At 44.5% G+C, this 17,739-nt stretch carries 10 protein-coding genes and 3 pseudogenes; 4 read left to right on the forward strand and 9 right to left on the reverse strand.

The genetic code is table 11. The annotated features are described in order from the left end of the window. Positions 1–69: 69 nt before the first annotated feature. Positions 70–2,103, reverse strand: a complete 2,034-nt coding sequence (locus tag Phpb_RS22030) for a hypothetical protein (RefSeq protein WP_065392226.1) — start codon at positions 2,101–2,103, stop codon at positions 70–72. A 604-nt stretch (positions 2,104–2,707) separates the two neighbouring features. On the opposite strand from Phpb_RS22030, the pseudogene Phpb_RS25660 reads away from it, so the two are divergent. Then, a pseudogene (locus Phpb_RS25660) lies at positions 2,708–2,869 on the forward strand (Arm DNA-binding domain-containing protein); the annotation flags it as partial. 645 nt (positions 2,870–3,514) lie between these two features. Beyond that, a complete protein-coding gene (drt2, locus tag Phpb_RS22040; protein WP_065392268.1) occupies positions 3,515–4,789 on the forward strand; it encodes an antiviral reverse transcriptase Drt2 in 1,275 nt (424 codons plus the stop codon). A gap of 382 nt (positions 4,790–5,171) precedes the next feature. On the opposite strand, the gene Phpb_RS22045 is transcribed toward drt2, so the two are convergent. Continuing rightward, positions 5,172–6,290, reverse strand: a complete 1,119-nt coding sequence (locus tag Phpb_RS22045; RefSeq protein ID WP_065392228.1) for a hypothetical protein — start codon at positions 6,288–6,290, stop codon at positions 5,172–5,174. Positions 6,291–6,898: 608 nt separating this feature from the next. Here Phpb_RS22045 and Phpb_RS22050 point away from each other — a divergent pair. Beyond that, positions 6,899–7,761, forward strand: a pseudogene (locus Phpb_RS22050) (IS30 family transposase); the annotation flags it as partial. 88 nt (positions 7,762–7,849) lie between these two features. Further along, positions 7,850–8,217: pseudogene (locus Phpb_RS22055) on the forward strand (Arm DNA-binding domain-containing protein); the annotation flags it as partial. Positions 8,218–8,705: 488 nt separating this feature from the next. Here Phpb_RS22055 and fecE read toward each other — a convergent pair. The 7 genes from fecE to fecI all read right to left on the reverse strand — a co-directional run bounded on the left by fecE (position 8,706) and on the right by fecI (position 16,331). Continuing rightward, positions 8,706–9,473 carry a Fe(3+) dicitrate ABC transporter ATP-binding protein FecE gene (gene fecE, locus Phpb_RS22060; RefSeq protein WP_065392231.1) on the reverse strand — a complete coding sequence of 256 codons (768 nt, stop codon included), beginning with the start codon at positions 9,471–9,473 and terminating at the stop codon, positions 8,706–8,708. Continuing rightward, positions 9,474–10,430, reverse strand: a complete 957-nt coding sequence (gene fecD, locus Phpb_RS22065; protein ID WP_065392232.1) for a Fe(3+) dicitrate ABC transporter permease subunit FecD — start codon at positions 10,428–10,430, stop codon at positions 9,474–9,476. It lies immediately after the preceding gene. Next, positions 10,427–11,425 (reverse strand): iron-dicitrate ABC transporter permease FecC, encoded by a 999-nt coding sequence (gene fecC, locus Phpb_RS22070; protein ID WP_065392233.1) that lies wholly within the window; start codon positions 11,423–11,425, stop codon positions 10,427–10,429. The genes fecD and fecC overlap by 4 nt, the downstream gene beginning before the upstream one ends. Further along, positions 11,422–12,330 (reverse strand): Fe(3+) dicitrate ABC transporter substrate-binding protein FecB, encoded by a 909-nt coding sequence (locus tag Phpb_RS22075; protein ID WP_065392234.1) that lies wholly within the window; start codon positions 12,328–12,330, stop codon positions 11,422–11,424. Before Phpb_RS22075 ends, fecC begins: the two co-directional genes overlap by 4 nt. 59 nt (positions 12,331–12,389) lie before the next feature. Beyond that, complete coding sequence (gene fecA / locus Phpb_RS22080) at positions 12,390–14,750, reverse strand: TonB-dependent Fe(3+) dicitrate receptor FecA (RefSeq protein ID WP_065392235.1); 2,361 nt, start codon at positions 14,748–14,750, stop codon at positions 12,390–12,392. Positions 14,751–14,835: 85 nt separating this feature from the next. Then, positions 14,836–15,801: a ferric citrate uptake sigma factor regulator FecR gene (gene fecR / locus Phpb_RS22085; protein WP_065392236.1), complete on the reverse strand. Its 966-nt coding sequence runs from the start codon at positions 15,799–15,801 to the stop codon at positions 14,836–14,838. 2 nt (positions 15,802–15,803) lie between these two features. Then, complete coding sequence (fecI, locus tag Phpb_RS22090) at positions 15,804–16,331, reverse strand: ferric citrate uptake sigma factor FecI (protein WP_065392237.1); 528 nt, start codon at positions 16,329–16,331, stop codon at positions 15,804–15,806. Positions 16,332–17,739: the final 1,408 nt, after the last annotated feature.

Genomic DNA, 17,739 nt, shown 5'->3' on the forward strand with positions numbered 1-17,739 from the left:
GAGCTGATTTGTTCAATCAATATTGACTGTATCTTGCGGGCAGGTACCTACGAAGATATGCTCTATCTGTCAGTAATATTTTACTAGTTGATTTGGAAAGGTTCGCTCAACATGGGCCAATTGCTCTTCCCATCCCACGAAACCAATTTCAAATGTAAGTGAGACAACTTCTTCACACTCCTCCCCGAGATTGTTGGAGCGTTTTTCTGACTCGCTGCACATGGAATTGTAAACCTTTATCAAAGTAGGACATGAAAGATAATCTCTAAAGCGTGTCTGTGCTTCTTCGAGGCTTTGCCAGAGCGGAATGCCATACTGATGTCTGTCATAAGGTGCAGCTGCCATAAAACGTACCTCACGATCCCGAAGAAAATGCAACAGAAGCGCTGGATCTATGATGGGCACATCGTTTAGCGGAAAACCAGCATGAAATTGACCATTGATGATTACTAGCGGGACTACTTCTACTCCTTCTGTACCAGATAAATGGGGATAATAATTCTGACAAAAATGCTCAAGATGATCACTTACAAAGGCCGCTTTTCTAACGGCCTGCTTAGTTTTATGCATCAGTCCGTTAGAATCGAAAAGTTCATTGTCATAATCGAGTGGAGTGATGGATGTTTTACGGCTGCGAGCTTCCACTACCATTAGTAAATTCCCGAAAGAGAAAGTCAGATCTATTTCTTCCCTATGCCCATGATAGTTTGGTTCAATTGCAGCTGTATAACGCAAATGCTCCTTCATTACCGGATTTCCATTCCGGCACTCTTCTAATACTCGAACCAAATCTTTCTCAAACAGCTTTCCACGGCGAGTATCTTTGGGATCGATTTTGGCCATCCAGCAATCTATATTGCGGGTGAGACTAGCAGTTAGAAATGCACTGATCGGGAAAATATATTTATCCTCAATGGACACCAGAGGTTGCACCCATAAATCTTCCTGTGGAGATTTTCCCCTCCAGGTCAATAAATCGATAGCATAGGTGATCTCAGTTTCGCTATATTCACAGCACTGGATAAGTGCGACGATAAGATTAGAACGTTCAAATTGAGGCGCTAGTTGAACTAACTTTGACCAGTCATTGATTTCCTCATCTGTATGCAGATGTTCATCAATCTGAACAGCTAGCACAGATAAATGAACCCATACATCTAAAACACTTTGCAATTTACGTTCTATACAAGGAAGCGATTTGCGCTTTAATAACGATTTGAGGTGGTCATCAAGCTGAATAAAAGCCGATAAAGGCTGAAATCTGGCGATCATTTGCGACCGTTGAGATAATGATTGCCACGGAGTTAGGCTCAACGGCTTACCAGGTTCATAATGCAGATAATTTGATCCAAAATTACTACCCTGAAATTTGTCCATCACTGTGTGTGCTTCAGTCATCGAAGTTACTAAAAAATGATCACGACGAAATTCTGCAATTGTTTTTATGCGGTGATAGTCAGAATGGCATTGAATGAAAAAGACTCGTTTCGGCTGGAAAGCGAATACTGCACGACCATAGAGTAAGTCTTGCCACAGGGAAGAAAAACTATGGAAGTGTTGAGACATCCTCATTTCTGCTAGATAAAAGTCGAGCTTGGATAACTTGACCGGGCGATCATCAGGGAAGAGCAGATGCATACGATCTTTATATTTAAATAGCTCGAATAATGGACCTCTTAGGCTGTCAAGCCTATGCATATTTACACTGTTAACACTTACCGGATCGCTTTCCCCTACCTTCGAGGTTTTGGTGATAATCATCTGTTCTATGGCCGTATTGCTTATATCTCCAAAGATTTCTTTCTGTTCGTCGCATACCTGCCAGAATGCATAATTAGCGCTGGCGATATGTGCCCTGATCATTTCTTGATATTCAGGTCTGCAGCCTTTAAAAAAACAGATTTGCTTTCGAGTATTTTCCACACTGTGGAAGTTATTATTAAGCCACGTAGCCCCTGAAATGTATGCTGAAGCCTCTGCATTTAGCGGACCTATTTTGTTCATGAATTCAATCCAGTGCTTTTGATTGAATTGATTCAGCTGCGCGGGATGAGGCAATTTCTTATCTCTTACCGCTTTGATCAGGGGATGGATGGGCTGCATGTTTTCTCTCTGTCAGAACGTATACCGATTGGCACTATAGCTCTTTTGGTGTCTCAAGATGAACAGAATATGACAAAGAAAATATGCAGTTATGACCACTGCGAGTAATGGCTTTATGGTGTAAAAGGGCATTTACATACTTGTCCCCATTTATTCCACAGTAGGCGTAGTAGGCGCTCAAAAGCTACCTGTTTCATGAGGACCTTTTGCAGTCCGCTGAATTGAGCAATCTTCAGTAATTTTCGAGGAAAGGCCTCTTAACTCTCTAAATCTTGCTTTGATAGCCATATCGGTGTTGTACTGGTATGGCTTTATACTCACCTATAATGTCTATTTTTTGTACGGATTTTGACTTGTGGGTACAAGTGAGGGTATAACTATTTAAGTTTGTTACTAAAATGCATTGATGTCAGTCTATTGGATATGAAATTCGAGTCCGGCCTTCGCACCATGACTATGTTCATAGCAGTTCACCAAAGTCCGGCTTACCTAAGAAAACTCCTTATAAATCAAATAAAGTAGTCCACCAAGGTCTATTATCGTCCATTGCAATCCACATATCTGTGGGGGCATCTTCCGATTCGATTAATAATGTGCCCCCCAAATGAAACTCAATGCGAGGCAAATAGAGACAGCAAAGCCAAAAGATAAAGCCTATGAACTCGCTGATAGTGGCGGGTTGTATCTGGAAATTACTCCGCGAGGTTCAAAATTTAGTGGAGCGAATGAACGATATCATCGCAAAACATTATCCGAGGATGTTAGGGCAGTAGGCTCTTGGCATTTTGGCTCTGTCTGATAACAGACGAGTGATTCACGGCGATTGCATTTCCTCAAAAAGGACGGGAATAGGCAGCGGAGTATGGGAGGATTCGTGGCGTTGGTGGCAACGTCAATGATGAGTATTCGCGATAAATAAACTATGGGTTCGACTCCGCTGCGCCTTTGGTTAGATCAGCCCATCCCGAGATCGGTTACTCTCGTTATATGGCACGGCACGCAGCTTTGGGCCTGAACTTTTGGCACAGAAAAATCCGTCATCCAGTCGGCTTTGTGCCAGAAGCGCACATTGCTATCAATTCTTAGGGTTGCACTTAGAACATCAGAAATGTTATAAATTTCATGCCCTACGTATAGACGTAGGGGTGATGTACAGTTTGGCAACTCCCGGCCAGCGACCTTCGCTGAACACCGACCAGAGGCTGACTAACAGGTGGACGATACTCATAACGGTCTCCATCACGCTGATTACATTATACAGTGTTTCTAACATTTGCGGTGAAATGGACGTAACTTTAGGGTTACCGTACATGAGAAGGTTGGAAGAACCAATTTGTTAAGCCGGGGTATGAGTTGTTGGATGACCGCAGTTCAATCGTACCCCGGTTTCACAAATACCAGAGATATTAATATGAAATATCCAGATCATCCTTGGTATAAAAGCAGAGGATACCTGCACTTTGATAATCCAGTTACACTGCTTCATGCTTTAGATGTGGTAACTAATCCTCAATATATTGCTACCCATTCTTTTTTACCTTTCATCAGTTTTACAGCGAAATCTTATAAAATAAGAAAGGATCCCCTTACTAACTTGCTCGCAAGGAAGTGCAAACCAAGAGAGATAGCGTATTCATCTCATATGGATAGTCATATATTTTCATATTATGCTTCTATCTTGGATTCATTTTATGAGTTGGAGGTAAAAAAGCATGGCGTGGATAAAAATATACTGGCCTTCAGGAAGCTAGAGAAAAGCAATATAGAGTTCGCTTATGAAGCTTTTGAAGAAATAAAAATAAGAAAAAACTGTAGTGCCGTATCTCTAGATTTGTCAAAGTTTTTTGATACACTTGACCACAATATTTTAAAGAACGCTTGGTGCAAACTGATTTCAGAGTCTAGCCTACCGGCTGATCATTATGCAGTTTTTAAAAATATAACTAAATTCTCAAAGGTTGATAAAGATCAGCTCTACCCATTATTTGGTATATCCAAGCACAATCCCAAACATAACAGAAGGAAAATATGCTCATCCGATGAGTTCCGTGTAAAGGCACGGTCTTTAATTATCACTAATAAGTCAGGGAGAGGAATACCTCAAGGTTCACCAATCAGCGCTTTATTATCTAATATATACATGTTGAATTTTGATATTGAAATGAAATCGTATGTTGAAAGTATAGGTGGTGAATACTTTCGCTATTGTGATGACATGCTATTTATTGTGCCCATAGAGCAAAAAAATAAAGTTGCAGGTGAGGCTAAAAAAAGACTAAAGGGATTAAAAGTTGATTTAAATACGGATAAAACGGAGATAAGAGAGTTTACTGCTCATGTTAGTGGGAAAATATCTTGCGATAAACCACTTCAATACCTTGGTTTTCTTTTTGATGGTAACAACATCTATTTACGTTCCTCTTCGTTATCTCGATACTCTGATAGGATGAAAAGAGGTGTTAAACTTGCGAAATCAACGATGCGTTCTAAAAATAAAGTTCGCATAAGCAAAAATTTACCTGAAAAAGACTTATTCAAAGAAAAAATTTATGCTCGTTATGCGCATGTTGGAAAAAGAAATTTTCTAAGTTATGGTTATAGAGCTGCGCGTACAATGAATTCTAAAAGCATTAGGAAACAATTAAAACCACTTTGGGAGAGGTTGCAAAGAGAGTTGGAAAAATAGCGTTACTTGTAGCGGCTTAATGCAATTGCCCGTACATTCCTAGATGCAGTCACTAGTTTCATAAGTCCAGTTATCACGGCAAATATACTTCACATATTTGCCGCCCTCAAAATTTTGTGATTATTTGTAATGTGATTTCGGCATTAAACGCCTTTATTGGTTATTTTTTTGGACAAGATTTCAGTAAGCAATATAGACGTCGGAGTTGAAAAAACACAATGCAATCGACAATGAGGCATTTTCATACTGTAGCGTCTGTATGGCCGCTTCTCGCTCTTAGCTGACTGAAGTTGTTCCACCGGATAGATTGATGTCAAAAACAGACGTTTCTACGTATCTTTATCTGATCGCACTTTTTGGGGAATCCGGTAGAAGCCCTGTATTATTCCGTAAAAGGAATTTCAGTGCTATCAATAAATACTGTCCCGTGTAGAAAAGTATTTCGCTCTGACTGATTTGTCAAAGGAAATGAGGCGTAATGTGTATGGTTCTGGATATACAGCTCCTGCTGCCATTGTTTACGCATTTCCGTATCCGGAAGATTTCTCCCCGCTAAAACATCTGGTGTATATAAATCCGTCATGTCCCTTGGTATCGCATGTTCAGTCCTAATCCTGGAACGAATAGTCGCACCACCAATCTCTATTATCAATCCGGTGATACCACTATTTAAAAGACGGTTGAGGATTTTTATTCGCGATTTTGATGAAAAATTGGAGTGCTTAATCAAAACGTTATACTGAGGCTTGAAGTAATTGATTAACCCGGCTTCAGCCAGAGAAACTGTATCAGCTCTATTGAGTTTCACATTGCTTAGCCTGTTAAAATGAACGGTATCCTCTTCTGCGGAGGACAGCGGTTCGGCATTCATGTCGCCTCCATTACTTATGATGGTTCTGCCATGTTCAAATCGATAAAGTAGAAGTAATATTTCAATTGACGGAAAATGAGTGCTCATTTCTGCGAGAATACGTTGTAGAGTCGAATGCGCGTGCAACCTGTCAACAGCAGTACGTGTTCCTTTGCGCCCAATACCTTGTCCAACATACAGAACCTTTAAATCAGTATCAGTGAGGAGCAAATCTGAATGGGCATTTGCTACCAGATTGTTGACGGCCACAATTTGTTTGATTTTGCTGGTTATTACAATGAGTTTAGTTCCGTTCAGATCAACTGCAATGTCAATGATTTGCTTTTCATCAGGCACTATATCTTCAGGGATATGATATTCAAAGGGCACTTCTGCTATTTCTGTAGCCCTGTTTACGAGAAATGAACCAGTAACGATTCTACCGGTAAGTTCAAATTTTGCTGGGTTAATGACAATCCGCTCACGGCAAACGATAAGATAAATATTACAGTCCTTCAATGCTTCTAGATAGGCTGGATTATGATTAATCTGGTAAAGATCTGCCGTGGTCAGTAAGGTTGGTGCACTTGAATATAAATGTGTTGCCCCTTCCATAGTGTACAAACGTGTTATATCAGAATGGTTGCTCATTATTTACCTTTTTAAAAATCGTAATTTATTAACATGTAATCAATCTTTTTTCAAAATCCTGCCTTCGTAACTCTAGCATAAATGTTTTTAGTGTTTATCTTTGGATGGAATAGAAGATTGGCACTTTAGGGCTGCTTTTCGCTCATAGCGGCATAAGTACTATCAGCGATGATAAATACCATCTTCCAACGGAGGGCCATCAGCAGTTACTCCGCTGAAAGGACCCCTTGGTTTAAATTTGGAGCCCCCTAATATCGTGCCAAACTGTTTTTATGGGCTGACACCCTACAGATATAGCCGGATGGCATTACGTATTTGTGCACGGATGAAAGCTGGCTCTACTTGGCGGTGAGGGTAGACGTGTGGTCGCGTGCTGTTATCGATGGTCAATGTCACCACGAATGATTGCTAGTAGGTCTGTGTCGTACTGTGGCGAATTTGAAAACCAGAGCCTTGCTTAGCTCTGTGTTCATTGTTCGTAGATAAGATCAGAATGATATCGTGACTAAACATTAGCCGGGGAGGCGGATTCAACTAATAAGTGCAATTTTTCAGAAGGACGGTCAGTTGCTATAGTAGGCATCTTTCCCGCCACAGGAAAATGCACAATTACCTATATACAACTGACCGAAACAGAAAGATACCAGATTTCCAGTTTAAAAAAGCAGGTTTTTCACAGCGTTTCATTGCTGAGTCACTTAAGCGAAGCCCGTCGACCATCAGCAGAGAATTGAAGAGAAATCAAGAAGTTAAAACCTATTGCCCTGAACAGGCTCATTTGAAGGGATTGGCTCGTTGTCATTTTGCTAAAAAAGCTATAAAAATAACGCCGGAAGTCAAAAAATGGATAAAACGGTTAATTTGGCAAGATTTAAGTCCTGAACAGGTGGTTGATTGTTTGAAGCGGGATAAAGGGATATTTTTGCATCATGAGACGATTTATAGGCTGATTCATCAAGATAAAATAGAGGGGGGTGATTTATGGCAACATCTGCGAATTGCCAGAAAACCCTATCGTAAACGCTATGGTCGCTATGAAAAGAGAGACAAAATTAAAAATCGGGTCAGTATTGATGTTTTCCCGGAAGTCGTTGATAAAAAAGAACGTATTAGTGACTGGGAAGGGGATACGATAATGGGGAAAGACAAAAAAAGTGCCTTATTAACCCTGGTTGACCGCAAAACGCTGTATACTATTATTGTTAAACTTGATAGCAAGCGGGCATCAGAAGTCGCAAAAGCGGTAGTGAAAGTATTATACCCATTAAAACAAATGGCTAAGACCATCACATTCGATAATGGTTTAGAGTTTGCAGATCATGAAATCATGAGTAAAAGATTAGAAACCCAAATTTACTTTGCTCACCCTTACTCGCCCTGGGAAAGAGGGTGTAATGAGAATATCAATGGGTTAATTAGACAATACTTTCCAAAGGGAACCGATTTTAATGAAGTCTCTGATCAGGAAATAAAATAGTCTATCAAGGTCTATTATCGTCCGTTGCAATCCACATATCTGTGGGGGCATCTTCCGATTCGATTAATAATGTGCTCCCAAAATGAAACCCAATGCCAAGCAAATAGAGACAGCAAAGCCAAAAGATAAAGCCTATAAACTTGCTGATGGTGGCGGGTTGTATCTGGAAATTACTCCGAGAGGTTCAAAATACTGGCGTATGAAATACCGCCGACCTACTGATAAAAAAGAAGACAGATTAGCATTTGGGGTTTACCCGGTAATTTTTCTTGCTGATGCCAGAGCTAAACGTGATGAGGCTAAGAAACTGATAGCTAATGGTATGATCCCAAAGCAATACAGAAAGAGGTACAAGCTGAGGCATCAAGAGAATTTAATTTTGAAACTATTGCTAGGAAATGGCACTCCAGTAATAAGCAGTGGAGTGATTATTACTGGGCGTGTGTACTCGTGTTTTGTTATTTTTATCTCTGGATGGCAAAAATATTCAATGTAGCAGAAGCTAACATAACGATCTTGCGGGTGATGAAACCGGGTTAATGAAGAAAATAGGTTGCATTATTATTCATAATGAAAGAAACAAACCCCGTTATTTTCAACGAGGTTTGTCAGCAGTCTGAATTTTATTCCTGTTCAGAAACTATTTCTTTCTTTTGTTCACTCCTGGCCAATCTGACTTTCTTCCAATGAACGTTTATCACAGCAGCCTTTTGAGCGAGGTGACGAGATACGACGATAAGTAGCATTACCATTACTTTGAAAGTGTAAATTAACGTTAACTTTACTTAAGAACAGCAAATTTAGCATCACATAAATTCAAGCTTGGCTTTTTGTGTTGGGTGGTATAAGGAATGAATCCCAACACAACTTCTAACAAAAAACCGAGAATATTAAGTCGTACTGGAGAAAAGAACCAACACGCTACACTAGCTCCCCTCCTAACACACTACACACATTGGTTTACCTGAAACTGGCTCGGGGTGAATTTCTGCTTCGATGCTGAATACTTGCTGTAATAATTTCGGTGTCATAACCTCCTCGGGTGAGCCTTGGGCGACAACCTGTCCTTGCGAAAGCAGCACCAGATGGTCACAGTACCGGCTAGCTTGATTGAGGTCATGAAGTACGGCCACGACTGTTTTTCCTTCGTTGTTCAGTTCACGCAGTAGCTTCATCAATTCCACCTGATGGTTGATGTCAAGATACGTAGTGGGTTCGTCGAGCAGTACCACCGGTGTATCTTGGGCCAGAACCATCGCCAGAAAAGCGCGTTGGCGTTGCCCGCCTGAAAGATCGGTAACGCGTTTATCGGCAAGATGGCTGATCTGCGTTTTTTCTATTGCTTGTTGTACAAGACGATGATCATGAGGTGCTAAACGCCCCCAAAATGTAAGCCAAGGGCTACGTCCGTATGCAACCAGTTCATGGACGGCGATCCCTTCTGGTGTGAGAGGATGTTGTGGTAAAAGCGCCAGATGTTTGGCGAGCTTGCGTGAGGAAAAGTGTGCTAAAGGTTCACTATCTATTGTTATCTTTCCAGATAATGGCGTTAATAGCCGCGAAAAGCATTTCAGTAATGTCGATTTCCCACAACCGTTGGGACCGAGCAGCGCTGTGATTTTCCCGGTCGGGAGAGTGAGCGACAGATCATTTAGAATGCGTTTCTCCCCGTAGCCCGCAGATAATTTTTCCGTAGTCAGTTGCATTTAACGTGTCCTCACTAAAAGCCAGAAGAAATAAGGGGCGCCAATGATGGCGGTCAACACGCCAGCAGGCAGTTCCATTGGTGGGGCTATGCTCCTTGCCAGCAAATCGGCTAGCAGCAGAACCTGTGCGCCCATAAGCATGGATGCTGGTATAAGCCAGCGATGCCGTCCTCCCACAAGTCTGCGAACGAGATGGGGCACTACGAGGCTGATAAAGCCAATCGGCCCGCAAACGGCGACGCCTGTTGCGGCGAGCGCTACTGCCAGCATTAACCCCCAGGATTGTACGTGCAGGAGCGAAACGCCCAGTGTGCTGGCGCTGTCATCACCAAGTGCCAGCAAATCTAAATCGCGACAAAAGCGCAGGCTGAGCGGTATCAGTATCATCAATACCGGCAAGGCTATAGCCACAAACTGCCAGTCGCGTCCCCATAGACTGCCGGTCAGCCATAAAAGCGCGTTGTTGATATCTTGTGGGCGTGAGAGCATTAGGTAATCGGTGATGCTTGTCCAGGTAGCTGAAAGTGCCACGCCAACCAGTGCAAGGCGCAGCGGCGAAGAGGAGCCGGCAATTGCCCGCAGTAGGATTAGCGCGGCCATTCCACCGCAAAAAGCGAGTAGCGGAAGCCACTGTACCGGCAGAGAAGGGAAGAGGATCAGCGCGCTTACCGACGCCAGGCTTGCTGCATGATTTACCCCCAGTACATCAGGGGAGGCCAGTGGATTACGAATAATACCCTGAACCAAGACGCCGGAAAGCGCCAGTGCGGCGCCTACAGCGATGGCGAGTAGAATGCGCGGTAGGCGGTACTGCGTTAGCACAAAGTGGTATTTGTCACTGGGTTGCCAGCCGCTTATTAATGCGTCCCAGGGAAGTGGTTGCGCACCCATGCGTAGCGATAGCACCAGCGTAACTGCCAGCAACATTACTAACAGTGGGATAACCTGACGGTTCATGTTCGCCTCTTTGTCAGCCAGACGAAGCAAGGTGCGCCAATCAGAGCCAGTACTGCGCCTGCCGGAAGTTCTCCTGGCCAGGCCAACGCACGGGCCAGTAAATCGGCAAGTAGCATAAACACCGCTCCCAACAGCATGCACATTGGCAGCGTGCGGCGCAGATCATAGCCAACCCAGAAACGCGCCAGATGGGGCATGAGCAGGCCAATAAACACGATCGGCCCCGCCACACTGACGCCAGCTCCCACCAGAGTCAGTACCGTCAAACTGACGAAGATACGCAGGCGAGTTAGATTCACGCCAAGCGTATGGGCACTGACATCGCCGGTGTTGAGCAGATTAAGCGATTTCGCCAACAATAAAACCACAGGTACAGTGACCACCACGAAAGGGAATAGTTGCCAGAATTCAGGCCAGCGGACATGGGAAACTCCACCCGCCAGCCAGTAGAAAATGCCGTAAGCATGATCTTCGGCAAGCAGTAGCGTAATACGTGTTAGTGCCATACATAAGGCCGATAAGGCAATGCCCGCCAGAATTAGCTGGTTGCGATCGTATTTTTGCTGCCAGCTACCACTTGCGGCCATCACCATCAGCCAGCTAATTCCACCGCCGCAAGCCGCCACCAGGGAAATGGAATATCCGGCCAGCGTTGCTGGACTGAAAGCGCTGACCAGCGCCATTGCCAGAGCTGCGCCACTGTTAATGCCCAGTAAGGAGGGTGAGGCCAGAGGATTATGAGTGAGCGTCTGGAGTAGCGCGCCGGCCAGAGCCAGAGCTGCGCCGAGCAGAATAGCGACCAGACTGCGTGGTAGTCGCAGATTGATAACCAGTGCTTCAGGTAATGTCGGTGTATGACCTGGCACCAGTGCCTTGAGCGCGCTGATGGCGGGAATGGGAATAGCGGAATAGCAAAACAGACTTAGCCAGAACGCACTAAACAGTGCAACCAGCGGTAACCCCCAAAGCCAGACCGGATGATGGCGGCGTCTCATGGTGTTTCATTAACTGGCTGATGATGGAAGATTTTTACCGCATCACTGCCAATACGTTCAGCGGCAAATATCCCGCGCATACGAGCCCAAGTGTTGCTGTCTACTGTTGCTACCTGATGTTTGTGCTGTGCCGTCATCATCTGCCACAGCGAATCTTGCTGCCAGCGCTTCACGATGCTCTCCTGGCGATAGTGGGCCACGATAAGCCAGTCAGGATTGAGCGCCAATAATTGTTCAAGGCTGAGAGAAGCCATTGCGGCATGATTAACAGGAGTAGGAACCTTTAGCCCTAATGCCGTTAAGACGCTGCCAGTATAGGTATCGCTGGAATGCAGGTTAAATTGCTGTTCGCGCGAGGTGCCAAAAGCCACACTGACGCCTTGTGGCAACTGGCTGGCATAGCCTTTCATGCGTTCATGGTGCTTTGCCAGCCGTTGTTGCATCTCACTCTCTTTCCCCATTACTTTGCCGATGATCGCGGCAGATTGCAGGTTTTCTTCATAGGTTTCGTTACGGGACTTTAGCAGCAAAACAGGGGCGATACCTTTGAGTGCCCGATAAATCCCCGCATGGCGTTGACTGTCTGCAATGATGAGATCAGGTTTCAGCGCGCTGATGGCTTCAAGGCTTGGCTGGGCGCGAGTGCCCGTTGATTGCCAGGGTTTAATACGCTGGCGAACATCCGTGAGGATGCGCTGCGGATCGTTATCATCGGCAATACCCACCGGGCTGATATTGATGGCGGCCAACGCATCAGCAAACGACAATTCCAGCACAACCACGCGCTGGGGAACGATATTGAGGGTAAAACTGCCTTGCTCATCCTGTACCGTGACCGCGATGGCGTGGGGGAGACTAGTAAAGAAGAGCAAAACGATAAACATAACGTGAATCGGTGCAAACATAACTTAACTCCAGAAATAGCAAAGCCGGGCAATGGCCCGGCAAACGGATTAATGTAACGTCAGAATTTTACAGATCCTTGCATATAGAACGTACGTGGCTGCCCGGCGTAGATGCCTTTGTTATTGTCATCATAGGAACGGGTGTAATACTCGTGGTCGAAAATGTTTTTCACCCCAAAGGCTAGACTCAGATTAGCCATTTGTGGGCCGAAGTCATACGCCACGCGGGTATCCCACAGCATAAAGCCCGGAATGCGCCCGGTGCTTCCATTGGCGTTTTCCTGCACGGTATTAGCGTTATCTGCAAACTGGCTGGACTGAGATGTACTGTTAAGGTTGATGGTCCAGTTGCCCGGTTTGTAATCTATGCCAAATGCGCCTTTATGTTTTGGTGAGAACGGCACTTGATTCCCGTAGGTGTTGCCCTCTTCACGAATTTCCGCGTTCACATACGTGTAGCTGGCGTAAACCGAAACGTTTTTCAGCTTGGGCGTAAGTTCGGAAAGATCGTAACGTGCCTGAGTTTCCAGCCCAGTATGTCGGGTTTTTCCACGTGCCGTAACGGTATCGTTAGTCTGGTTGGAGTCGTACTGATTGTTGAAGTTAATCAGGAACAGCCCCATTTCCGCAGCCAATGCTCCGTCGTCGTAGCGAGTTCCGACTTCCCAAGTTCGGGCCTTTTCAGGTTCTACATTACCGCTTTTCACCGCCTTGCCAATTTGGCTGTACTGTACGGTACCGAACGAGCCTTCCGTATTGGCGTAAAGATTCCAGCTATCAGTAATATGATAAAGAACATTGAGTGCGGGCAACGGCGCATCGTAACTTACTTCCTGACGGGTACCTTTTACATTGTTGTTTTGGAAGGATTTGATATGTTCGAATCGTATCCCAGGCGTGATGGTCCAGTTGCCGATATCAATGCGGTCATCAATGTACCAAGTGTGTGCCTCGGTGCCGGATCGGGTGTTACGATCATAAGGGCTTGATGTGCTGGGTAATTCACCGCTGATAGTGGCGGTGTAGTAACGCATTTCGTGACTGGATTCATTCACATAACGGTAGCCAATTCCTACTTCGTGGGCCGAAGGACCTAAATTGAAGAGCTGGCTATAACGTGGTTCGATGCTGCGCACCCAATATTCTCGTGGGGAAAGGGTAATGCGCTTGCCCTGTTCAAGATAACCGCTGCGCAAGGTATGAGTATATAAGCCCTGAATATTGAATTTGTGCTGCTGGTCGGGTTGATACTGATAGCTGAGGCTTGCGAGCTGACGGCGGCCCCAGAAGCGGTCATATGGGCGAGTGGATTGCCAGCGATTGGCATCGTAATCGCCGCGTGAAAGGCCGCCGGGCATATCCGCGCTGCCATCGTAATATTGCAATAGGCTGTTGAAGGTGTGCACTTCATTGGGTGCATAGCGGCTTTTGAGCATCACGTCGTCAATGTGCGTGGCGCTGTGCTCGCGCCAGTCACTGCCGCGTGTGCCGGAGTAGAGAAGCGCTGTGCCTAAACCGTTATCTGCCGTACCGCCAATCATCAGATTATGGGTTTCTTTGGGATTATTTTGTGAGGATGTGGGGCTAAGCTGGCCTTCCACACTGGTGTCAATACCAAAATCCTGTGGGATAGCGCGGGTCACGAAATTTACCACGCCACCTACGCTTTGCGGCCCGTAACGCACGGCACCGCCGCCGCGTACCACATCTATTGCATCCATGTTGCCGAGAGATACGGGCGCTAACGATAGCTGTGGCTGGCCGTAAGGCGCGAAGGGTACCGGAACGCCATCCATCAGAACCGTAGAGCGGCTGGCAAGGCGTGGATTCAGGCCACGAATGCCAAAGTTCATCGCTAAGTCGTGGCTGCCGGTACCGTTGTTTTCTGGTGCGTTGACGCCGGGAATGCGGTTCAACACTTCACGCATTGTGGTGGCGCCTGTTTTGGCAAAATCTTCCCGGCGGATGACATCACGTGCGCCTGCATGTTCAAACACGTCAGCTTCACGCGCACTACCTAGCCAGTCGCCTACCACGGTCAGCACGTCTTTCTGTGTAACAGGGGCGGGTTTGAGTGTGAACGCGTTATTGCCCAACGTTTTCACCTGCAAATCAGTGCCGGCCAGCAAGGTGTTCAGCCCATCGGTGATGGAATAATTGCCGTGTAGACCGCTACTCTGTTTGCCGTGGGTTAAGCTGGCATCGACTGAAAGGGTTATACCGGCGTGGGTGGAGTACTGATTAAGAACTTTATCCAGTTCGCCTGCATTAATGTCATAGTGTACGCTAGCTGGCTCTACCGCAGCATACGTTATCCCTGAGGTTAGGCAAGCCGCCGGTAACAGGCTCAAACGAATCGCCATTACCAGCGGTGTTGCTTTGTGAAGCGCGCGCAGTGGCTGTGCACGTAAAGGCATCATAACGTCTCCATAATCATTTTGTTGCTGTATTCACTAATGAAGTCGAACGAGGAAACAAAAAGGGACAATTGAAAATGATTATTTTTTACATTAACGATTGTTCTACAGGCAGAACATTCACCCAATAACGGGTAATATATTGAATTTTAATGGGAAGTGTCTTCCCTATGACGGATAATATCGTATCGGTATTTTTTATCGGGAAAGTACCGCTTAACCGTAGCGAGGCGATGGCTGGGTCGCAGCGTAATATACCGCTTCGATAACGGGCGAGAGTTGCTATCACTTCACTCAGTGGCTTATCGCTAAAGCTTAGTATACCCTGCGTCCACGCGTTGTCTTCGTCGGTTGTCGCGGTCAATTCACCAAAATCGGTGGCGCTGAATCTTAGGCTTTCACCCTGACGCACAATACATTTGCGGTCAGTGCCAGTTAGTATCACCTCTACGGCATGTTGCTGCACACTAAGGAGTGTGGTGTTGGTTTCCTGACGAACCGTAAACTTGGTACCTAGCGCGGTCAGTTGTGCATGGCGGGTTTGCACACGCAGCAGCTTTGCTCCGGTATCATGCCCGGTAGTGATGGCAATTTCTCCATACCAGAGATGTACCAGACGTTGTTGAGGGTTAAAATGGACATCTACGGCACTGTCGGTATTGAGTGTAAGCAGCGTACCATCGCTCAGTCGATGATGCTGGATATCCCCTTTAGCAGTATGGTAATCGGCCCGCAGACCTTCTCCTACTTCCGAACACCACAGTTGCCAGCCACTGCCGGCTCCTAGTAACAACAGTATGCTTTTCATCATTCTGCGTCGCGACAGGTGAGTTTCCTGAAGTGCGTGGCTTGCTACATTACCTGGCACGACAAGCATCTGGTTACGCAGATTTTCCACTTGCTGCCATGCCCACTGATGATCTTGATGCTGTTCGTACCAGCGCTGCCATTTTTCAGTTTGTAGTGGACTTACCTGATCGCTACTCAGTATCGCATACCAGTGCGATGCTGCTTTTAATGCCTGGCGGCGAGAATGGGTCAACATGGTGTTCATTATCAGAGTCCATGCTCCAGGCGAAACAGCAGGCAGTGTTCAGTGGCTTTAGCTATATATTTTTTCACGGAACTGACGGACACATTGAGGCGTGAAGCAATGTCGCTGTAAGTGAGATTTTCAAGCTGAGACAGTAAAAACGCTTGGCGCATTTTGTTGCTCAGACCATCGATCATCTGGTCGATTTGCTGGAGTGTCTCAAGTTGACACTGACGGATTTCCGGTGAGGGCATAAGCGCCTCGGGCCGTTGTGCCAGCAGTTCCAGATAGGCTTTTTCCAGCGCGTTGCGGCGAAACAGATCGATCATTACCCTTTTTGCGATCGTGCAGAGAAAGGATTTTTGGTCGCGAATGGTTTGTAGCGAGTCGCCGGCCATCACGCGCAGGAAGGTATCCTGTGCCACGTCGTCGGCGTCAAAGGACGATTGCAGTTTGCGCGTGAGCCAGTTTTTCAGCCAGCCATGATGCGCGCCATAAAGCGATTCAAGGGTTAGCTCAGAGTTAGCGGAAACAACAATGTGGTCAGACATAACCTATAGCATCAAAAATCAATAATCACGGCATCATCTTAATGTGAGAATAGTTATCATTACAATCATTACAATCATTACTAAGGTTTTTTATTTCATATTGATGTGACTTAAGTCGGTGTGGCCCGAAAATCTATTTTCAGTTTCTTTAAAAGGTTGGAGCAAGTGGTTAATGAAGACTGAGCTGTGGTTGGAAAAAAACTGAAGCCAGTTATATAAGGAGAGGTAAAGAAAGGAGAAAGTCAGTACAACCGATTCAGAAAACGGATTGATGTACTGAGCTAATTAACCTAAAGAGCGCTTTTTATTTACTCCGCAGATCCCGATTTGTTCGGGTTAGATTGTGTGGTTTATCGTTTTTCGTCTATCTGAAAGCAAAGGGTTATAGAGATTTTCTCTCATTCAAGTAAAAGTAAATACGTCTTATCCTGAACGTGGTAAAACAGGTATTAAGAAAAATTGCTTTTGTCTATCAGTGTGGTTTTGAAATCTGGAAAAGAGGCCAGCGTATCATGAATAAATAGGTAAAAACCTAAATCATTAAAGGTAAAAAGAAGTGATTAAGGATTTTTAAAAGCGGGTAAAAGATCTGATGTTATATTGACATTGAAAAAGAAAATATCGGAGAAAACAGGTTTTAAATTGATTAACCAAAGTGATAAAATAATAGTGTTAACCCAATAATACGATGTTATATCAAAACATTTAACGGGATTAACGGGATTAACGGGATTAACGGGATTAACGGGATTAACGGGATTAACGGGATTAACGGGATTAACGGGATTAACGGGATTAACGGGATTAAAATTTATTAAAGAAATGGGCGTTGATTTTAATACCATTAACATACCTTTTACCCTTTCTGGTTTTAAACCGCGTTAGGAGATGAAAAAAACTATTATATTTGCATAAACTATCTAATGAAAACCATTTGTTAAATGAATTTTTATTTAAAAATATGAAAAACCTCGTAATGGAAATTGTTTTATAGGTTTATTATCGTTATTAACGTGGTTCACCATTTCTTTTTACCTGCATATTCTTTTTTTTGTGATTATACGCTTATTTTTAACAGTGATTAATCAGCTAAGAGTAAAAAAACAGGTGCTCCATTAATGCGAGGTTTTTAAAAGGTGAAGAGTGATTAAAAACGGCCTATTTACTACTATGTTTAATGTATTTATCAGCAATGGTATTATTTTAACTAACCTGCTATGGCTATTTAAAAATGCAAATGCAGGGATGGTGTAACTTTAAGTGATTTATTAAATAAGTTAATTTTTAATAAGAATGATTAATTGAGTCTAAGTTTATTAACAGAGAGTTGAAAAGAAACCAGCATGTAAAATAATATTATTCTAACAGAATGATATGAAAGTATTTTCTCACCATTATTTTATGAATA

Source organism: Photorhabdus namnaonensis (genome assembly GCF_001684335.1).
Taxonomy (GTDB): Bacteria; Pseudomonadota; Gammaproteobacteria; order Enterobacterales; family Enterobacteriaceae; genus Photorhabdus; species Photorhabdus namnaonensis.

Coding starts and splice junctions, on each gene's coding strand:
- Phpb_RS22030 (WP_065392226.1), bottom strand. CDS start 2,103: ATGCAGCCCATCCATCCCCTGATCAAAGCGGTAAGAGATAAGAAATTG.
- drt2 (WP_065392268.1), top strand. CDS start 3,515: ATGAAATATCCAGATCATCCTTGGTATAAAAGCAGAGGATACCTGCAC.
- Phpb_RS22045 (WP_065392228.1), bottom strand. CDS start 6,290: ATGAGCAACCATTCTGATATAACACGTTTGTACACTATGGAAGGGGCA.
- fecE (WP_065392231.1), bottom strand. CDS start 9,473: ATGCAACTGACTACGGAAAAATTATCTGCGGGCTACGGGGAGAAACGC.
- fecD (WP_065392232.1), bottom strand. CDS start 10,430: ATGAACCGTCAGGTTATCCCACTGTTAGTAATGTTGCTGGCAGTTACG.
- fecC (WP_065392233.1), bottom strand. CDS start 11,425: ATGAGACGCCGCCATCATCCGGTCTGGCTTTGGGGGTTACCGCTGGTT.
- Phpb_RS22075 (WP_065392234.1), bottom strand. CDS start 12,330: ATGTTTGCACCGATTCACGTTATGTTTATCGTTTTGCTCTTCTTTACT.
- fecA (WP_065392235.1), bottom strand. CDS start 14,750: ATGATGCCTTTACGTGCACAGCCACTGCGCGCGCTTCACAAAGCAACA.
- fecR (WP_065392236.1), bottom strand. CDS start 15,801: ATGAACACCATGTTGACCCATTCTCGCCGCCAGGCATTAAAAGCAGCA.
- fecI (WP_065392237.1), bottom strand. CDS start 16,331: ATGTCTGACCACATTGTTGTTTCCGCTAACTCTGAGCTAACCCTTGAA.